At 45.9% G+C, this 19,880-nt stretch carries 16 protein-coding genes and 1 tRNA gene; 1 reads left to right on the forward strand and 16 read right to left on the reverse strand.

The genetic code is table 11. The annotated features are described in order from the left end of the window. Positions 1-4: 4 nt before the first annotated feature. The 5 genes from T2812B_RS00550 to T2812B_RS00570 all read right to left on the reverse strand — a co-directional run bounded on the left by T2812B_RS00550 (position 5) and on the right by T2812B_RS00570 (position 4,619). The gene (locus tag T2812B_RS00550; protein WP_008192994.1) at positions 5-1,204 is read right to left on the reverse strand and encodes a uracil-xanthine permease family protein; all 1,200 of its coding nucleotides are present in this window, start codon (positions 1,202-1,204) and stop codon (positions 5-7) included. 51 nt (positions 1,205-1,255) lie between these two features. After that, on the reverse strand, positions 1,256-1,987 hold the full coding sequence (locus T2812B_RS00555; RefSeq protein ID WP_038050816.1) for a WecB/TagA/CpsF family glycosyltransferase: 732 nt from the start codon (positions 1,985-1,987) through the stop codon (positions 1,256-1,258). A 47-nt stretch (positions 1,988-2,034) separates the two neighbouring features. Then, positions 2,035-2,121, reverse strand: a tRNA-Leu gene (locus tag T2812B_RS00560). A 43-nt stretch (positions 2,122-2,164) separates the two neighbouring features. After that, positions 2,165-4,189: an RND family transporter gene (locus tag T2812B_RS00565; RefSeq protein ID WP_008192988.1), complete on the reverse strand. Its 2,025-nt coding sequence runs from the start codon at positions 4,187-4,189 to the stop codon at positions 2,165-2,167. A 1-nt stretch (position 4,190) separates the two neighbouring features. Continuing rightward, complete coding sequence (locus tag T2812B_RS00570; RefSeq protein ID WP_008192986.1) at positions 4,191-4,619, reverse strand: MarR family winged helix-turn-helix transcriptional regulator; 429 nt, start codon at positions 4,617-4,619, stop codon at positions 4,191-4,193. Positions 4,620-4,727: 108 nt separating this feature from the next. On the opposite strand from T2812B_RS00570, the gene T2812B_RS00575 reads away from it, so the two are divergent. Beyond that, the gene (locus tag T2812B_RS00575) at positions 4,728-6,122 is read left to right on the forward strand and encodes an MATE family efflux transporter (protein WP_008192984.1); all 1,395 of its coding nucleotides are present in this window, start codon (positions 4,728-4,730) and stop codon (positions 6,120-6,122) included. Positions 6,123-6,144: 22 nt separating this feature from the next. On the opposite strand, the gene T2812B_RS00580 is transcribed toward T2812B_RS00575, so the two are convergent. From T2812B_RS00580 to T2812B_RS00630, 11 genes are all read right to left on the reverse strand, one after another. Then, complete coding sequence (locus tag T2812B_RS00580; RefSeq protein WP_008192982.1) at positions 6,145-6,702, reverse strand: hemerythrin domain-containing protein; 558 nt, start codon at positions 6,700-6,702, stop codon at positions 6,145-6,147. Then, entirely contained in the window at positions 6,689-7,891 is a 1,203-nt protein-coding gene (locus tag T2812B_RS00585) for an FprA family A-type flavoprotein (RefSeq protein WP_008192980.1), read from the reverse strand. Before T2812B_RS00585 ends, T2812B_RS00580 begins: the two co-directional genes overlap by 14 nt. 195 nt (positions 7,892-8,086) lie before the next feature. Next, positions 8,087-9,187 carry an N-acetylglucosamine-6-phosphate deacetylase gene (nagA, locus tag T2812B_RS00590; RefSeq protein WP_008192978.1) on the reverse strand — a complete coding sequence of 367 codons (1,101 nt, stop codon included), beginning with the start codon at positions 9,185-9,187 and terminating at the stop codon, positions 8,087-8,089. A gap of 10 nt (positions 9,188-9,197) precedes the next feature. Further along, positions 9,198-10,190 carry an SIS domain-containing protein gene (locus tag T2812B_RS00595; RefSeq protein ID WP_008192976.1) on the reverse strand — a complete coding sequence of 331 codons (993 nt, stop codon included), beginning with the start codon at positions 10,188-10,190 and terminating at the stop codon, positions 9,198-9,200. A 13-nt stretch (positions 10,191-10,203) separates the two neighbouring features. After that, positions 10,204-11,019: a carbohydrate ABC transporter permease gene (locus tag T2812B_RS00600; RefSeq protein ID WP_008192975.1), complete on the reverse strand. Its 816-nt coding sequence runs from the start codon at positions 11,017-11,019 to the stop codon at positions 10,204-10,206. Next, positions 11,012-11,914 (reverse strand): carbohydrate ABC transporter permease, encoded by a 903-nt coding sequence (locus T2812B_RS00605; protein ID WP_004080851.1) that lies wholly within the window; start codon positions 11,912-11,914, stop codon positions 11,012-11,014. Before T2812B_RS00605 ends, T2812B_RS00600 begins: the two co-directional genes overlap by 8 nt. 49 nt (positions 11,915-11,963) lie before the next feature. Further along, a complete protein-coding gene (locus T2812B_RS00610; RefSeq protein WP_008192972.1) occupies positions 11,964-13,226 on the reverse strand; it encodes a sugar ABC transporter substrate-binding protein in 1,263 nt (420 codons plus the stop codon). Continuing rightward, complete coding sequence (gene nagA, locus T2812B_RS00615) at positions 13,223-14,626, reverse strand: beta-N-acetylglucosaminidase (RefSeq protein WP_010865208.1); 1,404 nt, start codon at positions 14,624-14,626, stop codon at positions 13,223-13,225. The genes T2812B_RS00610 and nagA (T2812B_RS00615) overlap by 4 nt, the downstream gene beginning before the upstream one ends. A gap of 7 nt (positions 14,627-14,633) precedes the next feature. Then, a complete protein-coding gene (locus tag T2812B_RS00620) occupies positions 14,634-15,686 on the reverse strand; it encodes an ROK family transcriptional regulator (protein ID WP_004080854.1) in 1,053 nt (350 codons plus the stop codon). Between the two features lie 180 nt (positions 15,687-15,866). After that, positions 15,867-16,514, reverse strand: coding sequence for a peroxiredoxin (locus tag T2812B_RS00625; RefSeq protein ID WP_008192969.1), 648 nt, complete (start codon positions 16,512-16,514; stop codon positions 15,867-15,869). A 160-nt stretch (positions 16,515-16,674) separates the two neighbouring features. Next, on the reverse strand, positions 16,675-19,872 hold the full coding sequence (locus T2812B_RS00630; RefSeq protein ID WP_008192967.1) for an O-antigen ligase: 3,198 nt from the start codon (positions 19,870-19,872) through the stop codon (positions 16,675-16,677). Positions 19,873-19,880: the final 8 nt, after the last annotated feature.

Consider the following 19,880-nt stretch of genomic DNA (forward strand, 5'->3'; position numbering starts at 1 on the left):
TGGCTCAATCTCTATCTGGAAGGATCAGATTCAGGAAGATACCGACGAGGGCGGCAAGCCCTATTCCTTTCAGCTCCACTCTTCCTACCTTCAAGACCGCTCCACCGATACCAACAGTGAGCATCAGAGCGGTGATCATGAGGTTTCTTGGCTTGGAGAAATCCACCTCTGCATTCACCATGGTTCTCACACCGACGGAGGTGATCATACCGAAGAGGATGAGACTCACTCCTCCCATCACCGCCTGAGGGATTGTCTGGAGGATAGCCCCGAACTTCGACACGAAGGCGGCGAATATTGCCACAAGAGCGGCTCCTCTGAGGACGGAAGGATCGTACACCCTCGTGAGGGCCAGCACTCCCGTGTTTTCACTGTAAGTGGTGTTCGCAGGACCTCCAAGAAGGCCGGCCACAGCAGTTGCGAGTCCATCACCGAGGAGTGTTCTGTGAAGACCGGGCTTGTCGAAGAAATTCTTACCGACAACCGCCCCGTTGGTGGTGATATCTCCAAGATGTTCCATGAAGGTAGCGAGAGTCACCGGAACGATCATGAATATCGCTCCGTAGTCGAACTTCGGAAGCATTACTTTTGGTACGCTGAAGAGAGGTGTGCTCACTATCGCACTGGTATCGATCTTTCCCATGAAGAGTCCTGCGACGTATCCAACGACGACTCCTGTGATCACCGGAACCATGCTGAAGAAGCCTCTTGTCATGGTTGAAACGAAAACGACAGTGGCTATGACGATGAGGGCAAGCGGCCAATCACTCGATGCCATCTGGATGGCAACGGGGCTGAGCGTGAGCCCTATCACCATGATCATACTTCCGGTGACAACGGGAGGGAGAATCTTTTTCACCTTTTCCGGACCAACCGCCTTCACTATCAAAGCGTACAGAACATAGAACAGACCCGCCACGAATATTCCGCCCGTCGCGTAGGCGAGATCTCCATAGATCTCTTTCACTGCCAGAATCGGAGCGATGAAGGCAAAGCTCGACCCGAGAAAAACCGGTACAATCCCGCCTGTTACAAAATGGAATATGAGTGTGCCGATTCCCGCGGTGAGAAGCGCCACAAGAGGATCGAGTCCAGTGATGAGAGGAACCAGAACGGTGGCACCGAACATGGCAACGAAGTGCTGAAGTGCCAGCAGGAACCATCTCCATCCACTGACCTTGGTAACCGCTCCTTCGAACTCCATGGGAACACCTCCCGACATTTAAAAATAAAGGCTCTTTGAATCAAAGAGCCTTCAGTTTCTGTTTTTCAATTTTTCTCTCAAAACGAAAAAGACGAACTTTGAAACCTGCACCGGTACCTTTCTTTTACTCAAAGGAGACTGGAAAAACCTGTAAAGCCACTCCAGGTTCATCCTCTGAACCCATTCTGGTGCGCGTTTCTTTTTGCCCGATACGACGTCTATGGATCCTCCAACTCCCATGGCGAGCTTCACGTTCAGCTGTGGAAAGTTCTTGTATATCCACTCCTCCTGACGCGGAACACCCATTCCGACGAAGAGAAGATCGGTTGAATTTTTGTTTATATCTTCAACGATTTTCGGTGATTCTTTTTCGGAGAAGAAACCGTCGTGACAGCCCACAACTCTCACACCCGATCTCTCCAGCACTTCTTTTGCCTTCTCAACGATTTCCCTTTTCGTTCCGAGAAGATACACCTTCCAGCCTTTTTCTTTCGATCTTTCACAGAGGTGTTTCATGATCTCTACTCCAGGCAGCCTTTCAGTCGTCTCCCCTGTGAGGGTTTTCATGGCCCAGACAACGCCGAAACCATCAGGTACTACAAGGTCTGCGGAGTTCACGATTGCTCTGTATCCTGCATCTTCTATGGCTTTCAAAAGAATCGAAGCGTTCATGGTGACAACGAAGGTTTTGATGTTTTTCTCTATTCTCTCTTCGATCGCGTTCAGGAATTCCCGCCTTGTCCCCGATAGAACTTTCGTTCCGAAAAGCTCGATCTCTTTCACCCCGTTTTCCTCCAAAAAAAAGCGGAGGGAAGACCTCCGCTTTCTGCTGGTGCCGAGGGCGGGACTTGAACCCGCACGGGGAAACCCCCACATGATCCTGAGTCATGCGCGTCTGCCAGTTCCGCCACCTCGGCACTCCTCTCCGTTCAGATAGTTTAACATCTTCTTCCGCAAGCGTCAAGAGTTCTTCCTCTTTTCCAGTATCATCGGCTGAACGATCAGCGTGAAAACGGCCCCAACACCTATTCCGAGCATCATGAGCAGAGATATGTTTTTAAAGAGCGCGAGTTCGGAGAAGAGAAGAACAGCGAATCCCGAGATCAAACCCAGCGCGTTTGTGAGAACAGACGGTCCCACGTTCTTGACCACAAGGTACGGATCTCTCAATCTCCTCTCTTCTGAAGCAATGTGAATGGAATAGTCTATCACAAGACCCATGAGGATACCGGAAGTGATCGAAGTGGAAACATCCAGACTGATGCCAAAGAGGGCCATGAACAGGAAGTTGAACACCGTCGTGAAAGCGATTGGTATCATCACACTCAGTGTAGTGAGCGGCCTTCGGAATATGATGAAGACCATGGCAAAAATCAGGATGGACGCGAGAACGATACTCTGTATCTGTGATCTCATTATGCTTTCGTTGATATCGTTCCAGATCAGAACGGATCCCGCCACGTAGTGTGACCATCCCGTTTCGCTGACTACTTCGTTGATCAGATCTACCACTTTCTTCACATGCTCGTATCCTTCCGGAGTGAGGTTGACGATCAACCTTATCCTGTTTTTGTCTCCAACGAAAGTTTTGAGAAACGGGTTCGTTCTGGAGAGCGTGTACATTATCGGAACGGGAATATCCACAGGAAACACCACACTGGAGACGTACTCGCTCTTTTCTATCTTTTCGATCAGCTCTTTCAAAATTTTGGAATCTGTTCCAACGAACGGAACATTTTTTTCCAGCACCAGATAGATCGGCTCTCTCGTGTTGAACTTTTCCACAATGAGGTCGTAAGCCTTTCTGAGTTCGGAATCCCTGTCAAAATAGGACACCATATCTGAACCCACCTGTACTCTTTTGAGCAGAAACGGTGAAAGAGCTGCCATCACCAGGAAAACAACGAGGACGATCAAAGCGATCTTTCTTCCCACGTATTTCATCCCAAAGTTCCTCGGAGTTCTCTTTGGAGTGTAGTTTCTGAAGATCTCCACACCTGATGTGAATATCACAAGCACCACAACAGCGAGTCCAGAAGAAACCAGAATTCCGAGTTCTCTGAACGCCCTTATATCGATGAAAATGAAAGACATGAATCCCGCTGCAGTGGTGAGCATCGAAAAGAGTATGGGTTTGAAGATGTGCTTTACCGCCTCTCTTTTATCGTTGAACCTGAACAGCGCGTTGTAGAAGTGAAGCCCGTACGCAGAGCCGATGATGAGAAGGAAGGTGATGGTCATCACGGTCATGGTGTTGAGACTCTTCCCCATAGCGAAAAACACAGCGAACACAAAAAACGTGGCCAGCACAGGAACTATCAAAGAAAAGATCGCCGCTCTGAAGGATCTCAACTGATAATAGAAGAGAAGAAAGATCACAAGAAACATGAAAACGGGATAAACAAAAGTCTGTCTCACCAGTTCTTTGAAAAGAGCGCTGTCTATCACCGGTTCACCAAAGAGGTAATTTTTCTCGAAGTAGCTGGACACGAGCCTTTTTATCTCGGGTATTTTGTCCCGTGCGTTGACACCTTCTTTGAAAATCACGTTCAAAAGTGCGTACTTCCCATCTTCTGTGATGAAACTCTTCGCGTTTGTGTCGTTCAATACGTCCTTTGAAATCTTCCCATCTTTGAAGTAATAGTCCATTCTGAAACCAGAAAGCCTTGGAAGGTTCACAGGACTCATAACACTAGAGATGTCTTCTCTTTCCTCCAGAGCTCTGTGGAGTTCGTGCAGAGTCCTTGCGTCTTCGAAGAAGTTCTCATCGCTTTCGACAACGATCACAATCGAAGAACTACCGCCGAACTCCTTGTTCACACGAAAGAGGTTTTTCACGTTTTCGTTCGTAGTCTTTTCGGGATCTCCATTGTAACCTGGAAGGAACACCTCAGGGCCGGTCTCTATCTTTCCAAGGGAGAAAACAACGAGAAACGAAAGAAAAACCAGCACCACGTATATTGTGGTGAAAAGGTACTTTCTCATGCTACCTTCCCTCCCTCGACAGGGCTTCCACCATTCGATTGAATCCTTCGCTCACCACTTTGAAGTCTTCCTCGGAAAATTTCTCAAGAACACTTTTCAAAAGACTTTCGAAGTTCGAAAGAATCTCTCCGAAGATTTCCTTTCCCTTTTCGGTCAAGACCACTCGGTACGTCCTTCTATCAACGGGGTCCATCTCCCTGACGACCAGTCCTCTTTTCTCCAAAGAATCCACCACATTCGTTACGTTGCTCTTCGTTGTGGAAAGAAACTCCGCTATCTCTTTCATTTTCTTTGGGCCGAAGAGGGCCACGTAGAGGAACGCGTAGAGCTCCGTTGTTTTCATGTCAGAGACCTCTTCGTTCGATGGAAGATAACTGGAAAACCTCATCACCAGCGAAAAGAGTGTTCTGAATATTTCCAGAGCATCCATGTCTTCACCTCCCATTTTTTGACAGTTCAATTATAGAACAGTTCAATTATTTTACCAAATGGTTCACCATACGAACTATTTGTTGTAGAATAAGAACCGGTGATGAGAATGAGATATTCACTCTTCAAGAATTACCTGCCGAAAGAAGAGGTACCAGAAATCAGAAAAGAACTCATAAAATTGGCACTTCCTGCCATGGGAGAAAACGTGCTTCAGATGCTCTTTGGAATGGCAGACACTGCCTTTTTGGGACACTACTCCTGGAAAGCGATGAGCGGTGTGGGACTCTCCAACCAGATATTCTGGGTGGTTCAGGTCGTTCTGATCGCCGCCAGTATGGGAGCCACCGTCACGATAGCGAACGCCATCGGAGCGGGCAACAGGAAAGCTGTGAGGTCCCTTGCCTGGAACAGTGTCTTTCTCGCCATATTCACGGGTGTTATTCTCACCGCCCTCACACCGCTCTCCGATGCGCTGATAAACATCTTTCCGAATCTGGAAGGAGAAATAGAATCATCCGCGAAGGAGTATCTGAAAGTCATCCTTTCCGGCTCCATGGGCTTTTCCATCATGGCCGTGTTCTCTGCGATGCTCAGAGGTGCTGGTGACACAAGAACCCCGATGATCGTCACCGGTCTCACGAACTTTCTGAACATTTTCCTCGATTACGCCATGATCTTTGGAAAGTTCGGATTCCCGGAGATGGGGGTCAGAGGAGCAGCAGTTGCGACGATCCTCTCAAGATTCGTGGGAGCAGGGATCCTCACGTACGTGATATTCAAAAGAGAGGAGTTCCAGCTCAGAAAAGGACTCGTTCCTCCCAAGTGGTCCAGTCAAAAAGAAATTCTCCGTGTTGGATTTCCAACTGCCATAGAGAACTTCGTCTTTTCCACAGGTGTTTTGATGTTTGCAAACATCCTGCTCATCGCAGGAGCTGAAGCGTACGCTGGACACAGAATAGGTATAAACGTTGAGTCTCTATCTTTCATGCCTGCGTTTGGAATCTCGGTCGCTATCACCACACTGGTTGGAAGGTACAACGGAATGGGAAACAAGGAACACGTTCTTGGAGTCATTCGACAGGGATGGATCTTGAGTCTTCTGTTTCAGGTGACGGTTGGTATCGTAATCTTTCTTTTTCCAGAACCGTTGATACGCATCTTCACCAGCGATCCACAGATAATAGAGATCGCAAAGCTCCCCGTCAAGATAATCGGGCTATTCCAGTTCTTCCTGGCAACGGAGTTCACCATGAACGGTGCCCTCAGGGGGACGGGAAACACCCTTCCACCGATGATCATCACCTTCATCTCCATCTGGACCGTGAGGCTTCCCGTCGCCTTCGTGATGGTGAAGTACTTCCAGCTTGGGCTTCTCGGTGCCTGGATCGGAATGATCGCAGACATCATCTTTCGAAGTACACTGAAGCTCCTCTTCTTCCTCTCCGGCAAGTGGGAAAAAAGAGCCGCCCTCACACGGGAGAGAGTGAAGGAGTTGGGATGAAACATTTTTGAAGTTTTTTAACTTATTCTTCCAAATAAATTCTGCTTAAAAATTGTAAAACTTTGTGCAATTCTTCGTGCCTTCCTATTCCTATCCGTTCTTCTTCGAGTCTTTCAAACCTATTCAGCAGCTCTTTTTGTTTTTCGGGTGAAAGATGTGTATCTGCAATCACGTAAAGGATGTTGTCTTCTTTGTTGATATGTTCCCTCAAAAGTGATATGTAATTTCTCGCGTTCTCTACGATTTCTTTCACAGATTCGTTGTTTCCTTTTTTGTATTCGTCTATCCCATGGGATAATTTATCAACGTAATTTCTACCTATTTCATGTTCATACAGCATGGTTCCAATTGGACCGCCTTCTTTCGGTACACCAGCTCTCTCCATGGCTGGAAAAAGCAAATCTTCCTCTTTCCCATGGTGACATTTATCCACAAAAATCCTGATGAATTCAAGAATCTGTTCCAGATGATCAACATTTATCTTCTCCCCGACTTCAAGTTTGTTACAGATCTTTTCAAGAACATTCAACATCGTTTCTATAGCCCTATGTTCCTCCTTCAAAACATCAGTTGCCGTCATACCTTTCATCTCCCTTTATTTTTACCACCAGATCCTTACATATTTTCCTGAGCTTTTCATAATCTTCTGTGGTGGGCGGACCGTTAACCTCCAGTTCTCCTACAACTTCTACTTTTGTGGAAGCCAACATATCCAACGCTTCTTTCACAGATCCTCCACCCCAGCCGTAGGAACCGAGAACAACGCAATATTTAATGGGAGGTTTCAATGCTTTCAAGAGATAGGCACCGAATATCGCCACAGGATGCATGGATCCGAGAACGGTGGGAGAACCAAAGATCAAAGCCCTTGTATCGACAAGATCTTTTGCAACATCTCCAATATCCGCAAGTGCAAGGTTGTACAGACTCACCTCTATTCCTTCGGATATCAACGTATCCGAGACAGTTTTTATCATCTTTTCTGTCGAGCCCCACATGCTCACGTACAGAACGATAGCCTTCTCTCTTGTCTCACCATTAGTCCATTTTCTGTAAGCATCGAGGATCTTTTCTGGATTCCTGTAAATCGGCCCATGACTCGGAGCTATGATTTTTATGTTGAGTCCTTTGATCTTATCTAGAGCTTTCTTACCCATGATCCGGAAAGGCATCATTATTTCTCCGAAGTATCTCTTCGCATGGCTCATTATATCTTCCACGTCGCTGTCATAAAATCCAAAAGCCGTGTGTGCACCAAAGAAATCACATGGAAACAGGATCTTATCTTCTTCCAGGTAAGTGAACATGGTCTCGGGCCAGTGAAGGAAAGGAGCTTCTATGAAGCTCAATCTCTTTCCACCCAGATCGATTGTTTCGCCATCTTTCACTATTTTTATCCTTTCAGGTGGGACGGAGTAATATATCGATGCCATTTTCGAACCTTTTTCAGTAGCGATTAGTTGTAATTTTGTGTTCTTCTTCATGATGTAAGGAATCGCACCTGCATGATCTGGTTCAGCGTGGTTCATGATGAGATAATCTATGTTCTCAACTTTGACTATTTCATTCAATTTTTCTTCCAGCTCTTCTTCAAAACCTTGATTCACAGTATCAATAAGAGCCACTTTTTCTGTACCTTTAACCAGATAGGAGTTGTACGAAGTTCCATGTGGCAGAGGAATTAATGCATCAAAAATCCTGCGATTCCAGTCTTTTACACCAACCCAATAAACTCCATCACATATCTCGATCACTTTTTCCCTTTCCATTCTTTCACCTCCCGTACTGGGCGGTTTGACGGTGATTCAGACAGCGCAGGAACTCTGAGGGAGAATTTTCGTTTTGTCTTAACATAAAGCTACTGATAGTATACCACTTAGGTACCACAAATTCAAATCTAAAAACACAGGATAGAGAGATCTCCTCAAGAGGTGCTTGATAGAATATTCATTTCCATGAAACCTTCAACTTGAATTTCTTTTAAAAACTACCTCACCATCTTTGATCGTCATCACCACGTTCAGATTTTCATCGAGAAGAACAAGATCCGCCCTCGTTCCTTCGGCTATTCTTCCTCTGTCATCCAGTCCCAGTTCAACACAGCTGTTGTACGAGGACACTTTCGCAAGTTCTGTAAGGGAACACCCTGTGAACTTTCTGAAGTTCTTCACGGCCTGCGAGAAGAGGAGCGTGCTTCCCGCGAGCGTATCGTCTTCAAGCCTTGGAACACCGCCTTTCACCTTCACCACAAGATCTCCCAGGGTGGTCGTTCCGTCTTTGAGCCCCGCCGCAGATATAGAATCTGTGACCAGAACGATTCCGTCCGCCTTTTTCACTTTGTAGACGAGCTTTACCATCTCTCTGGAGAGATGCACCCCGTCGCAGATGAGCTCCAGCTTCACATCGTCCAGCAAAAGCCCCGCTCCAGTGATTCCTATCTCTCTATGATGAAGAGGTTTCAACCCGTTCGGAAAATGTGTGATTCTTTTGACACCCTCTTTGTAGAATTTCATGAACTCCTCAAAATCTGCGATGGAGTGTCCCGCAGAGAGAACGATGTCTCTTTCCACAAGTTTCAAAAGAAGTTCGGAGCTTTCTATCTCAGGTGCGAAGGTGAGCATCTTCGCCGGAGAATCGATCTCGCTCAGTTCCTCCTCTGAAGGTGGTCTTATGTGTTCCTCTGAATGAGCGCCTTTCTTCTCTTTCGAGATGTACGGTCCCTCCAGATGAACACCCAGCAGCGATGTTGACGGGTTTTCAAGGATGTATTCTCTTGCTTTTCTCAGAATTTCTTTCATTTTTTCGAACGAAGTAGAAACAGTTGTGGCAAGAAACGTGGTGACTCCCTGAGAATAGAGAAATTCTTCCATTTCAGAGAAATCGCAGTTCATGGTGTCCGCACCCATCACACCGTGGATGTGCGGATCAACAAACCCGGGCATGAGAACACCCCGTGGAATGCATTCTCTCTTCTCAATTTTCACGATCTTTCCCTCTTTTATTTCCACGTCCCCGGTGAACTCTCCATCGATGGGATCAACGATCAGAATTTTCTCAACAACCATAGAATGCACCTCACAGAACAACGGTCTTTTCCAGATGGGGCGGCTTGTCTGGTGAGATACCCCGGGAGACCGCCTTCTGGTACCCGAGAATCTGAGCGGGAACAGTTCTCAAAAAGGCGGATTTCCAATCGTTGCTCACCGGGATATCTCCACCTTCTCCTACTTCCAAAACGGTGGCACCGAGTGACTCGAGTTCTTTTCTCAAGCGCTTCTCCTGTTCATCCATTCCCGGTACTTTTTGCATGAAAACGAGGGTGCTTTTTTTCACCAGAGCCTTTGGACCGTGTCTGTACTCGAGCGTTGAATACGCCTCCGAGAAAGTGAGCGACATCTCGATACATTTTAAAGCCGATTCAAGGCTGATTCCAAAAAATTCCGACATGCCAAGGAACACGAAGTGATCGTGTTCTTTCAGGTTGATCTTTTCAATCACTTTCCAGGAGATATCGAAGAACTCGGGCGAATACCTAATGAGCTCTGAGAACCTCTCCGTTGAATTTTCGGCTATCTTGTCCGCAAGAAACATCAAAGAGAGCAGGATCATATTGAAAGACTTCGTCATCACGATCGCTTCTTCTCGTATAGGGAACGCAAGTGGAAGATCGCTCTCCTTCGCAAGTCTCGATTCTTCTTCTATGGTGATTCCTATCGTTCTATGGTTTCGTTTCTTCAGAACATCGTTTGCGAGAAGTACTTCCGTTGTGTTTCCGGTCCGCGAGAAGAGAAAGGCCAATCCTTTCTCCTTGAGATCTGGAACCTTTTGGAAAGCCACCTCACCTGCTGGAATCGCCTTCGTTCTTATCTTTAACACTCTCTCAAAATAATTTGAGATGGTGAGAGCGAGGTTGTAAGAGCTTCCACATCCCACAAAGAGCACTTCATCGGTCAGATTCTTCTGTATTTCACTGAAGATTTCCGTTTTTTCCAGATTTAGAACAAAATTCTCAAAGAACTCCTTCAACTCGTTTTTCTGGTCTGTGATCTCTTTCAGTGTTTTGCTCATAATCTTCCCTCCTTCAGTATTTCACTCCGCCGGCAATAGCGTTTATTATGTACCTCTGAGCGAAGATGAACAGTACTACAACAGGAAGTATTGCCAGAACGATTCCGGCTGCGGTGTATCTGAAATTCACCTGGAAAGTGCTGTTCAGATAAACGAGTGCCACAGAGAGAGGATACTTGTTGGAATCGGACAGAACTATGAGAGGCCACAGGAAATTGTCCCACCAGGTGATCACCTGAAACACAACGAGAGTGGCAATATCTGGTTTTATCAGAGGTGTGATTATCCTCCACCATATGTAAAGTTCTCCGGCACCGTCTATCCTTGCAGCGTCTTCAAAGCTCTTTGGAATACTCAAATAAGCCTGTCTCATCATGAAGATACCGAAGATTGTAACGGCCTGAGGGAGAATCACCCCGGTGTAGGTGTTCAGAAGACCGAGTTTTCTGAGGGTGAGGTAGTTGACTATCAAGGTGTTCTGAACTGGAATCATCATCGGAAGAAGAATCAGAAAAAGCACCAGCTGTTTTCCTTTGAAATCTATCCTAGCGAGAGGATAGGCCACCATCAGTGAGAAGAGTACGTTCAAAAGTGTGCCAAAACCCGCTATTATAATCGTGTTCAGATAGTAATTTCCAAGTTTCACAGTTTTCCATGCCCCAACGTAGTTTGAAAAGGTTGCCGGGTACGGGATGAGACTCGGTGGATACTTGTACACGTTGCCCCCTGCCTCGAAAGAGGTCTTTGCGATCCAGTAAAACGGCCACACCGAGAGAAGCGAAAAAAGAACGAGAACCACATAAGTCAAGATCTTTCTGATTTTAGGCATAATAGCTCTTCAAACCTCCTTCCCTGAACAGGTAGAAGTTCAGAAGCGAAAACGCAATCACAACGAAACTGAACAGAACAGCGGCGGCGTTCGAGTATCCGAATTGGAGATATTCAAAAGCTCGATTGTATATGAAAATTCCCATTGTTTCCGTTGCGTGAACCGGGCCACCTTTTGTCATGGCGTAAATCTCTCCGAAGACGTTCAAAGCCGCTATGGACGACATGGTTGAGCAAAACAGGATGTACGGTTTCAGAAGGGGGATCGTCACTTTGAAAAAGACCTGAGAAGGCTTCGCACCGTCAACCCTGGCAGCCTCTATCAATTCCCTGGGAATGCTCTGGAGCCCCGCCAGATATATGACCATGTAGTAACCGAAGCCCTTCCACATGGTGACAAACATGATAGCAAAGAGAGCTATCTTGGGATCCGAGAGGAAAGCAATCGGCTCGTCTATAATATGAAGTGATTGGAGAAGAAAGTTGATGAATCCTTTTTCTCTGTACATCCACTGCCATGTGATCGCAGCGATGGTGATGGGAGTAACCACTGGAAGAAAAATGAGAGTTCTGAAAAGATTCCTACCCCTTATGGCCCTGTCGAGCAGGACCGCAAGCAGTATAGAAATGAGCTGGAGCGGAGGTACAACAAGCAGGTACAAAAGACTGTTTTTGAAGGCGTTCCAGAATAAAGGATCGCGAAGCAGATCGACGTAGTTTTTCAGTCCAATGTAAAGAGATTCTCCCACTATGTCATACTGGTAAAAGGATATTTTGATACCGAACACGAGAGGATAATATATGAAAAGCACCATGAGGAGAGTTGGAATCGTTATGAAGAAGAATGCAAGAAGAAGCTGTTTTTTTCTCAAACTTTTGTAGTACCTTCCTGGCATTCTCTCTCTCCTTTCGAAAGGGAGGGGGACACACCCCTCCCCATCTTTTTTATTTCGATTGCTGAGTCTGAATGAGGTATCTCCAGTACTTCGCGGTCTCTTTGAGCGCTGTTTCGGGATCTTTCTGTCCAAGGAACACCTGAATAATGGCATCCTTCAGTCTGTCGAACGCTTCTTTTCTGAATGATATGTCATCGTTGTAGAACGTGATGTTCTCAAGATACTTGGCTCCCATGATTCTGGCTTTGGCAGCGAGCGTTCCATCGTCTTTTGAGAACCACGGATCGTTCACCGCTGCTTTGAGAGTCGGGAATATGGTCACGAGCTTACAGAATGCGATCTGGTTCTCGAGGTTTGCAACGAACGCTGCGAATTTAGCGGCTTCCTTAGGATTCTTGGATCCTCTGACCACGTTCAGTGTTGAATACCATCCACTCATTCTCACACCAGGTTTTGGAGCCGGAATAGGAGCAACATCGGATTTTTCGTATATTTCTGGGGCGTTCCATTTCACTCTGTCCGCAAACTGAACGCCAGTGATCAACATGGCGAGTTCTCCAGCCTGATAGAGCTCTGTGGCTCTCGTCCATTCTCCACCCTGGACGATTTCACTCGGGATGTACTTCTGTTTGTAGAGAGTGGCCCATTTGTTGAGAGTGTGAGCGTATTCCGGCCTGTCGAAGAGTACTTCTTTTATTCTGTTGTTTTCATCCACCGTGTAGAGATTCAATCCGTCCCAGTTGAAGATCGCAGAGGGATCTTGGAAGATCGTAGGAAGCGCACCGTATTTTCCCGTTTTTTCCTTGATCAAAACTGAGTAGAGGAGTATTTCATCCCAGGTTCGAGGTGGATACTTCGGATCCAGTCCAGCTTTTTCGAAGATCTCTTTGTTGTAGAATATCACGTCCACAGCTGTGTACCAGGGAATTCCATAAATTCCGTCTTTCCAGGTGAGTCCTTTGATCATGTTGTCGAAGTACTGGTTGATAACTTCTTCGGGTAGCAAATCGTTCAAGGGGAACAGAACTTTCTTCTGAGCGAATTCGATGGTCCACTGAGCGTTCAGGTTCACAACATCGGGTGGATTTCCAGAAGAAAAGGCCGCAAGAAGCTTCTGCTGGAGAACGTCCCATGGAACATCTTCCCAGACGATTTCAACATCCGGGTTCAACTCTTCGTACCTGTCGATGATTCCCTGAATAAAATCTGTGAAGGTCGGTTTCAACGACATGGTCCAGAAGACTATCTTGGTTTTGGACAGTGCCAGAACTGCGAGAAGAACTACCATGAGAATGACCAAAAACTTCCTCATGAATCACACCTCCCTAAAAAATGTTCTAAGGATTTATAGATAGAAATGGGTTTCGTCGATCTTGTGACGACTATCTTTCTTCCTTCGAAATACCTGACATCGAACGGATTTCTCAGAACGAAGTAAACGGTCTTTTCTGCCGGAAGGCTCAGATGGGCTTTCAAAGCCTTTTCGTTCGGTATGTCGGCTACAAAATCGAAGATCAAATCACCTTCAACGAACTCGGGACCGTCTTCTACGGTGTATCGAACAACATTCTCGACTTCGAAAAATCTGGAAACGATCTCCGGAATCTGATCGTAATCGCCCCCCGTGGTGTCTGCCTGACTCAGATTCTCACTGGAAGGAACGAGAAGAGTCACTTCACTGGTATGATCTATCTTTTCAAAACCGAGGAATTCCACAGCCTTCATCGAAACATCGGCAAGGAAACCAACACCGCTGTTTTTCTTCGCAAAAGCAAGATATTTTTCCACCGTTCTTATGGAGCGCTCCACTTTGTCCTTCTGGACCTTTCCATCCTCGAGGAGTTTCACCAGCGTTTCATAGTAAACCGGAAGATTTCTGTAATCACCGAGAAGGATCATGTTTCCTCCCGCGTTCAGAAAGAGACTCACAATCTCTTCAACAGAGAAATTGTTCGACACAGCGCTCATCTCCATAGCGTCACTGATCACAAGACCGTCGAAACCGATCTTTTCTCTGAGAACGTCCGTTATGATCTTCTCCGAAAGAGTAGCCGGGAGACTGTCTATCGAAGAGTATCTGACGTGGGCCGTCATGACCGTGACCTTTTTCTCCCTTTCCAGCACCTTTCTGAACGGCAGAAGATCCTCTTCCCAGAGTTTTTCAAAGGGTGCATCGACTACAGGAAGGGTGAGGTGAGAGTCTTCTCTCGCTTTTCCGTGACCTGGAAAGTGCTTGATGCAGGGAATAACTCCACCTTCCAGATAACCTTCACAGGCTCTTGCTCCGTGCTCGGCTACGATTTTGGGATCTGAGCCGTAGCTTCTTATGTCGATCACCGAAGAACTCTCTTCAGAAAGAAGATCAAGAACAGGAGCAAAAACCATGTTGAGCCCCACAATCTCCATGATCTTTCCCGCAACCCTGGAATATCTGTAAGTCACATCCGGTGAGTTTTTCCCAAAGGCAAGATTTCCCGGAGACGAGGGAACGTATTTCAACACCTCAAGCTGGCCACCCTCGTGATCGGAACTGATGAGAAAATCTCCTTCCTTCGATAGAAAACTCATGAAATCCATCAGAAGGTACTCTTTCGAAAGAACTCCTGGATAGATCAAAATACCGGTTGGTCTGTATTTTCTGATTATTTCCTTGACTTCCTCGTTGAAGTCATTGAAACCGCAGAAGAACAGCTTTCCAAGATCCACGTCCATCACTCCTTCATTTCAGAATCTTGCCGGCGAACTCGTAGTCTTCTAGAATCCTTTTCCAGAAGGCTTTTGCTGCACCGAAGGCGACCGTCCAGAGCCCTCTTTCATCGAAGAGAACCTCAACGTCAGAGATGTGTCTTTTTTCGAGGTGATCCCGAACGTTCTTTGCCAGACCGCTGTGAAATTCCGGGGAAAACAACGTTATGTCCCCACCAAAAATCACGGTTTCGGGATCTAGAAGATAGCTAACGAAAGAGGCAACCTCCGAAAGCTTCGAAAGAAGTTTCAAGAACGAATCGGAAGACAGGTTTTTCAAATCTACTTCATCGAGTGTGGCTGGTCCAGACAGAATGGACGGCAGGATGTCGATTTCGAATTCACCCGCAGCACCGTTGGAACCCTGGTACAGGCTCCCTTCCAGCCAGAGTCCCGCTCCAACACCCACCGGCTGGTTCAGATAGTAAGGAACAGAGATCAGAAAATAAACCACATTTTTCTTCTGAAAACCGTATCCCACAACTGCCGCGTTTGCGTCGTTAAGAACGAAAATCTCTGTTCCAAATTCCTTGGAGAGAATTCTTCCAAGATCGAGATCTTCAATACCGAGGGCCGAAGAAAAGATCACCTTGTTTTCTTTTATGATTCCAGGCATACCGATGGAAATTCCCACTGTGTTTGGATACTTTTCTTTAAAAGGTTCAACACAATCAACAAGAGCGTTTACGATCTCATCTCCACGAAAACTTCTGTGTATCTCACTTTTTTCAACCTCGTTTCCCTTCGCATCGATCACCACACCGATCAACCTGTTCTGCTCAACACCAATCCCCAGGATGAAGAACTTATTCGGGTTTGCCGTATAAAGAGCGGTTTTTCTACCTCCCGAGGAACCAGGAGATGCTTCTTCGACCTTCAGAGCAAAACCCGATTCCAACAACGAGCGAAAATTCCTGGACACGGTGGACATGTTCACAGAAAGCTTTTCACTGATTTCTCTCATCGATATCTTTTCGTTTTCTATGAGAAGTTTGAGAATCTTGTGTTGAGTGGGTGAAATGTTCAAAAGGGTCCCTCCCATCAGTTAGTTGCATGCCGCAAACAACTTCATAAATTATTGTCAACCAATAGGTCACACTTTGTCAAGTTACAGTTTCATTTCGTTAACTGATGGAAGAATTTAAGGAGGGAAAAACGAAAAGGTGGCTCCAGAAGGAGCCACCCGCTTTCTTGTTTTTATTTTCTGTTATACCTTTTTGTAACAGAACCACCAGTCGTAGCACTCGAAATCTTTCGATTCCAGTCTTTTTCTTGCTTCTTCCACACTGCTTGCCGGAGGAACGATCACAGAATCGTTTATGAGCTCGTTGCTTGGCCAGTTGGCAGGAATGGCAACTCCTTTTTCATCGGACGTTTGAAGGGCTTTCACCGCTCTGAGAATTTCATCGATGTTTCTTCCAACTTCCTGCGGGTAGTAGACGATGGCCCTTATGATTCCGTTCGGATCGACTATGAAAACGGCTCTCACCGTGTTTGTTCCCTTGTTGGGATGAATCAATCCGAGCCTTCTGGAAACTTCTCCTAAGTCATCTGCTATGACAGGAAATTCGATTTCGACTCCTAGTTTTTCTTTGATCCACTCGATCCACTTGATGTGTGAAAACACCTGGTCGATGCTGAGACCTATGAGTTCCGTGTTGAGTTTTCTGAACTCATCGTACCTCTTCTGAAACGCAACGAACTCGGTGGTACACACCGGAGTGAAATCAGCCGGATGGCTGAAGAGAACGAACCACTTTCCGCTGAAGTCGTCCGGAAGAACCTTCTTTCCCTGAGTGGTCTTCACTTCCATCCTTGGAAACTTTTCACCTATGAGAGGAATCCTTCCTTCCATACACAACGCCTCCTCGTAAATTTTTAAAATTGTTCTAATTTGATATTCGTTATCAATAATACACGCATTGTGTTTCGTGAATTTTTCTGTTCTGTATCGATTTTGAATCATTAAAAATTGTGCACAGAGAACAAAAAACAGGGAGATTCTCCCCCTGTCCTTACAAACTTTCCTCTATCGATTTCAGAAATTCTTCTGATTTCTTCAATCGTTCCAACACCTGCTCTTTCGTTTCGAACTTTTCATCGTTCCAGAGGTTCACACTCCAGTCTTCCAGTATCATCTTCCACTCCTCATCAGAAGCCACGCTGTAGACTTTTTCCAGAGTTCTCAAGAAGTTCCTTGCATCGTTCAGAATGAGTCTGTAGTGTTCGAGGAATCTTATGTATCTTTCGAAAACAAGAACATCTCTGAGTTCGTACAGGTCGTTGTAGATCCTGGAAAGCACTTCGCTGATTCTGGAAGCTTCAACATTTCTTTGCTTCATATAGTTTTCGAAGTTTTTCATCCTTTCTACGAGAAGTTCTGCCCACGGATTCAACTTGTACGTGTAGTTCTTCTCTGATATGAATTTGTTCATTTCCTGAACGTTGATGGACAGCCAGTTCAGATTCTTGAAGCTTTCAAAAAGATCCTTGAAGAGTTTTTCGAATTGATTCGCGTACTCTTTTCCCAGATTACTTTCGAGGTATTCCTTCAGTTCCTCCAGAACGCTTTCAAATGTCTTTTCTGCTCTACTTTCGTACATCGATATGGATTCTTTTGCGTTTCTGTAGCTCTCATTGTAAATCTTCAGGACGTCTTCGGATGCGAACAAGGCCTCCTGACGATTGTTTGAAGAGACGTATTCGAAAGGCATCGCATGCAGAAAATCGAGAACACCATCTGGAACTCCCCAGACACCCGCTTTGTTCATGCTTTCAACTGCCCAGATTTCTCTTTTAGCAAGGTGGAATAGAAACTCTCTGTTCTTCTGAACGGTGAGTGGTTGAGCTTCCGCAGCTTTCGTAGCGAAATATCTGTAGATATCCTGCCCCGCAACCGCTTTCCTGAGATCGTAGTGTTTCCAGTCGGGAAATCTGTTCCACGCACCCGGAAGAATCTTCACCGTGAGCTTCGCGTAATTCGTGAAACTATCGAAATACTTTGATGCCAACTCAGCGAAGGCTTTCTGTGTCAGATCGTCCTGGGCTTTCGAGAACAAAATCTTCATGATCTGATGAAGCCCTACATACCTTGTTGCAAGGCCTCTGTATGTGTTTCTCTCGTTGAAGGACTTCAGAGAGGAAAGGTACAGAGAAACGGAATCGAGGAGGACCTGAGCGGTGATGAGATTGTCCTCTCCCAGATCGTTGATCGTGGAAAGACTCGCGTTCTCAAGAAACGTCAGATCAGTCTTCTTCACATCCGGAAAGATCACCTTTTGATACTCATCAAAGTTCTGTTCAAAAAACGCATTGTAATCCTCTTTTGTCTTCAGCTTCGCTTTCAATTCGTCGATTCGGTACTCGCTTGTTGCAAGCGATGCAAGGTAGAAATAAGATCTTCCATATGCTTTGTTCACTTGAACGGATTTCAAGAAGTACTCTTTCGCTTTCCTGTAGAGTTCTATCTTTTGATTCGTGAGTTGATTCCTATAAGATGCTATCTGCTGAAGAGCGTTTTGCAATTTCTGGCTTTCTTTTTGAATGGTCTCGAGCCTCAGTCTTTCTATCTCCAGGTTAGAAGGCTTCACAGGAAGGTTCTGACTTTCGACAAACTTCTTGAATTCGTCGGGTTTCAGGTAACTGTACCGTCCACTCAGAGAGCTCAGCTCTTCCATGGCCGTCTTTACCTGCTGTTCGTAGTTGTCCAGTTTGGCCATGTCTTCTTCCACTTTCCTTATAGAAAGATAGGCAGAATTTCCCCATTTGAAATAAACTTCAGAAATGAAGTAGTTCCATTTCAAGTAAGCGGAAACGACACCAACTAGAAGAACGATCGTTCCAAACACAACGGCCTTCTTTCGTTGAATCTCCGCTTTCTTTCCGCCGTAGAAGTACCCACCAACCGCTATGGAAGCGACGGTCATCACAAGAAAACCGTTTGGAAGTAGATGCGCCGGAAAGCTGAACGCGCTGTGCATCATGAACGTGATGAAAGAACTGGCAAGCGCCAGAAAGAGCAAAAGATCGTCCCGCACTGCGATTCTTCGAATTATTTTGAAGAACAGTATCCCAAGTGACAGAGCGAGAAAAACAACAGAAGCAAATCCGACAATTCCCATTTCTCCAAGAACCTGAAGGTAATCGTTGTGCGTTCTCTTGAAGTTGTTCCAGCCGTACATCAGAATCGGGTGGTCTTCTATAACATCTCCCATGTAGTTTATCGTGAGAATCTGATACGTTCCGATTCCGGTACCGAGAATCTTGTGTGTTCTCCACTGGTATATCGATGAGAACCAGGACAGAAGCCTCTCGTGCCAGGAACTCACCTCGGCAACCGCCTGAATTCTTCCTGCGGGAGATACCATTCCGTAACCGTTCAGAGGAGTGGGAAGATTGTAGAGAACAACGAGGACGATCGAAGCGATCAGAACGAAAGTCATGAGAGTTTTACTCATGTTCAGAACTTCTCTGTCTGTCTCTTCCGAAACCTTCTTTTTTCTGAAGATCATGTAGAACGCTACGAAAATACAGAGGGAGATGATGTTCGCAACGTACAGCGATCTCGTCTGAGACACCAGTATTCCCGAAACCATGAGAAGCGCAGAAACTGAGGCTATCACTTTGATCACAGACGCTTCTTTTCTTTTGAAATCGGCTGACGCTATGAGATAGATAGCGAGCGGAAGGTTCAGGGAGAGAAAGTTCGAGACGAAGTTCACGTTTCCTATGGTCGCCTTCACGGTTGCCCTCGAAAAGGGACTCCCCACACTTCCAAGAAAAACATCGACACCGCCGTAGAAGTTCAAAAGCGCGTCGAAAGCTATGAATCCCGCAAGAGCCACACTGACCGTGAGAAATCTTTTTATTCTTTCTTTTGTGACGAAGAAGTTCGAGATGAAGATCGATGTGAAGAACATGAGAAGAACGTAGATCGCTATGTCAAAAGAATATCTGAAATAGACAGGATTATCGCGATAGACATTTATCGTGGATAAAAGAGCCGAGATAGCGAAGGCAAAAAAAGCCACGTGGGCCATGTTGAATCTGATTTCCAGTTTTTCCTTCCTGAGAATCTTCATCAGGACCATGGAGAACATGACACTCAGAAACACCGTGATCAGAGCGTACTTTGGAACGCTGAACTCGTACGTGAGTTTCCTGGACGAGAAAAGGGCAACTACGACGTACATGACGTAAAACAGAATCTCCATAAGTTTTC

Source organism: Thermotoga sp. 2812B (assembly GCF_000789335.1).
Taxonomy (GTDB): domain Bacteria; phylum Thermotogota; class Thermotogae; order Thermotogales; family Thermotogaceae; genus Thermotoga; species Thermotoga maritima.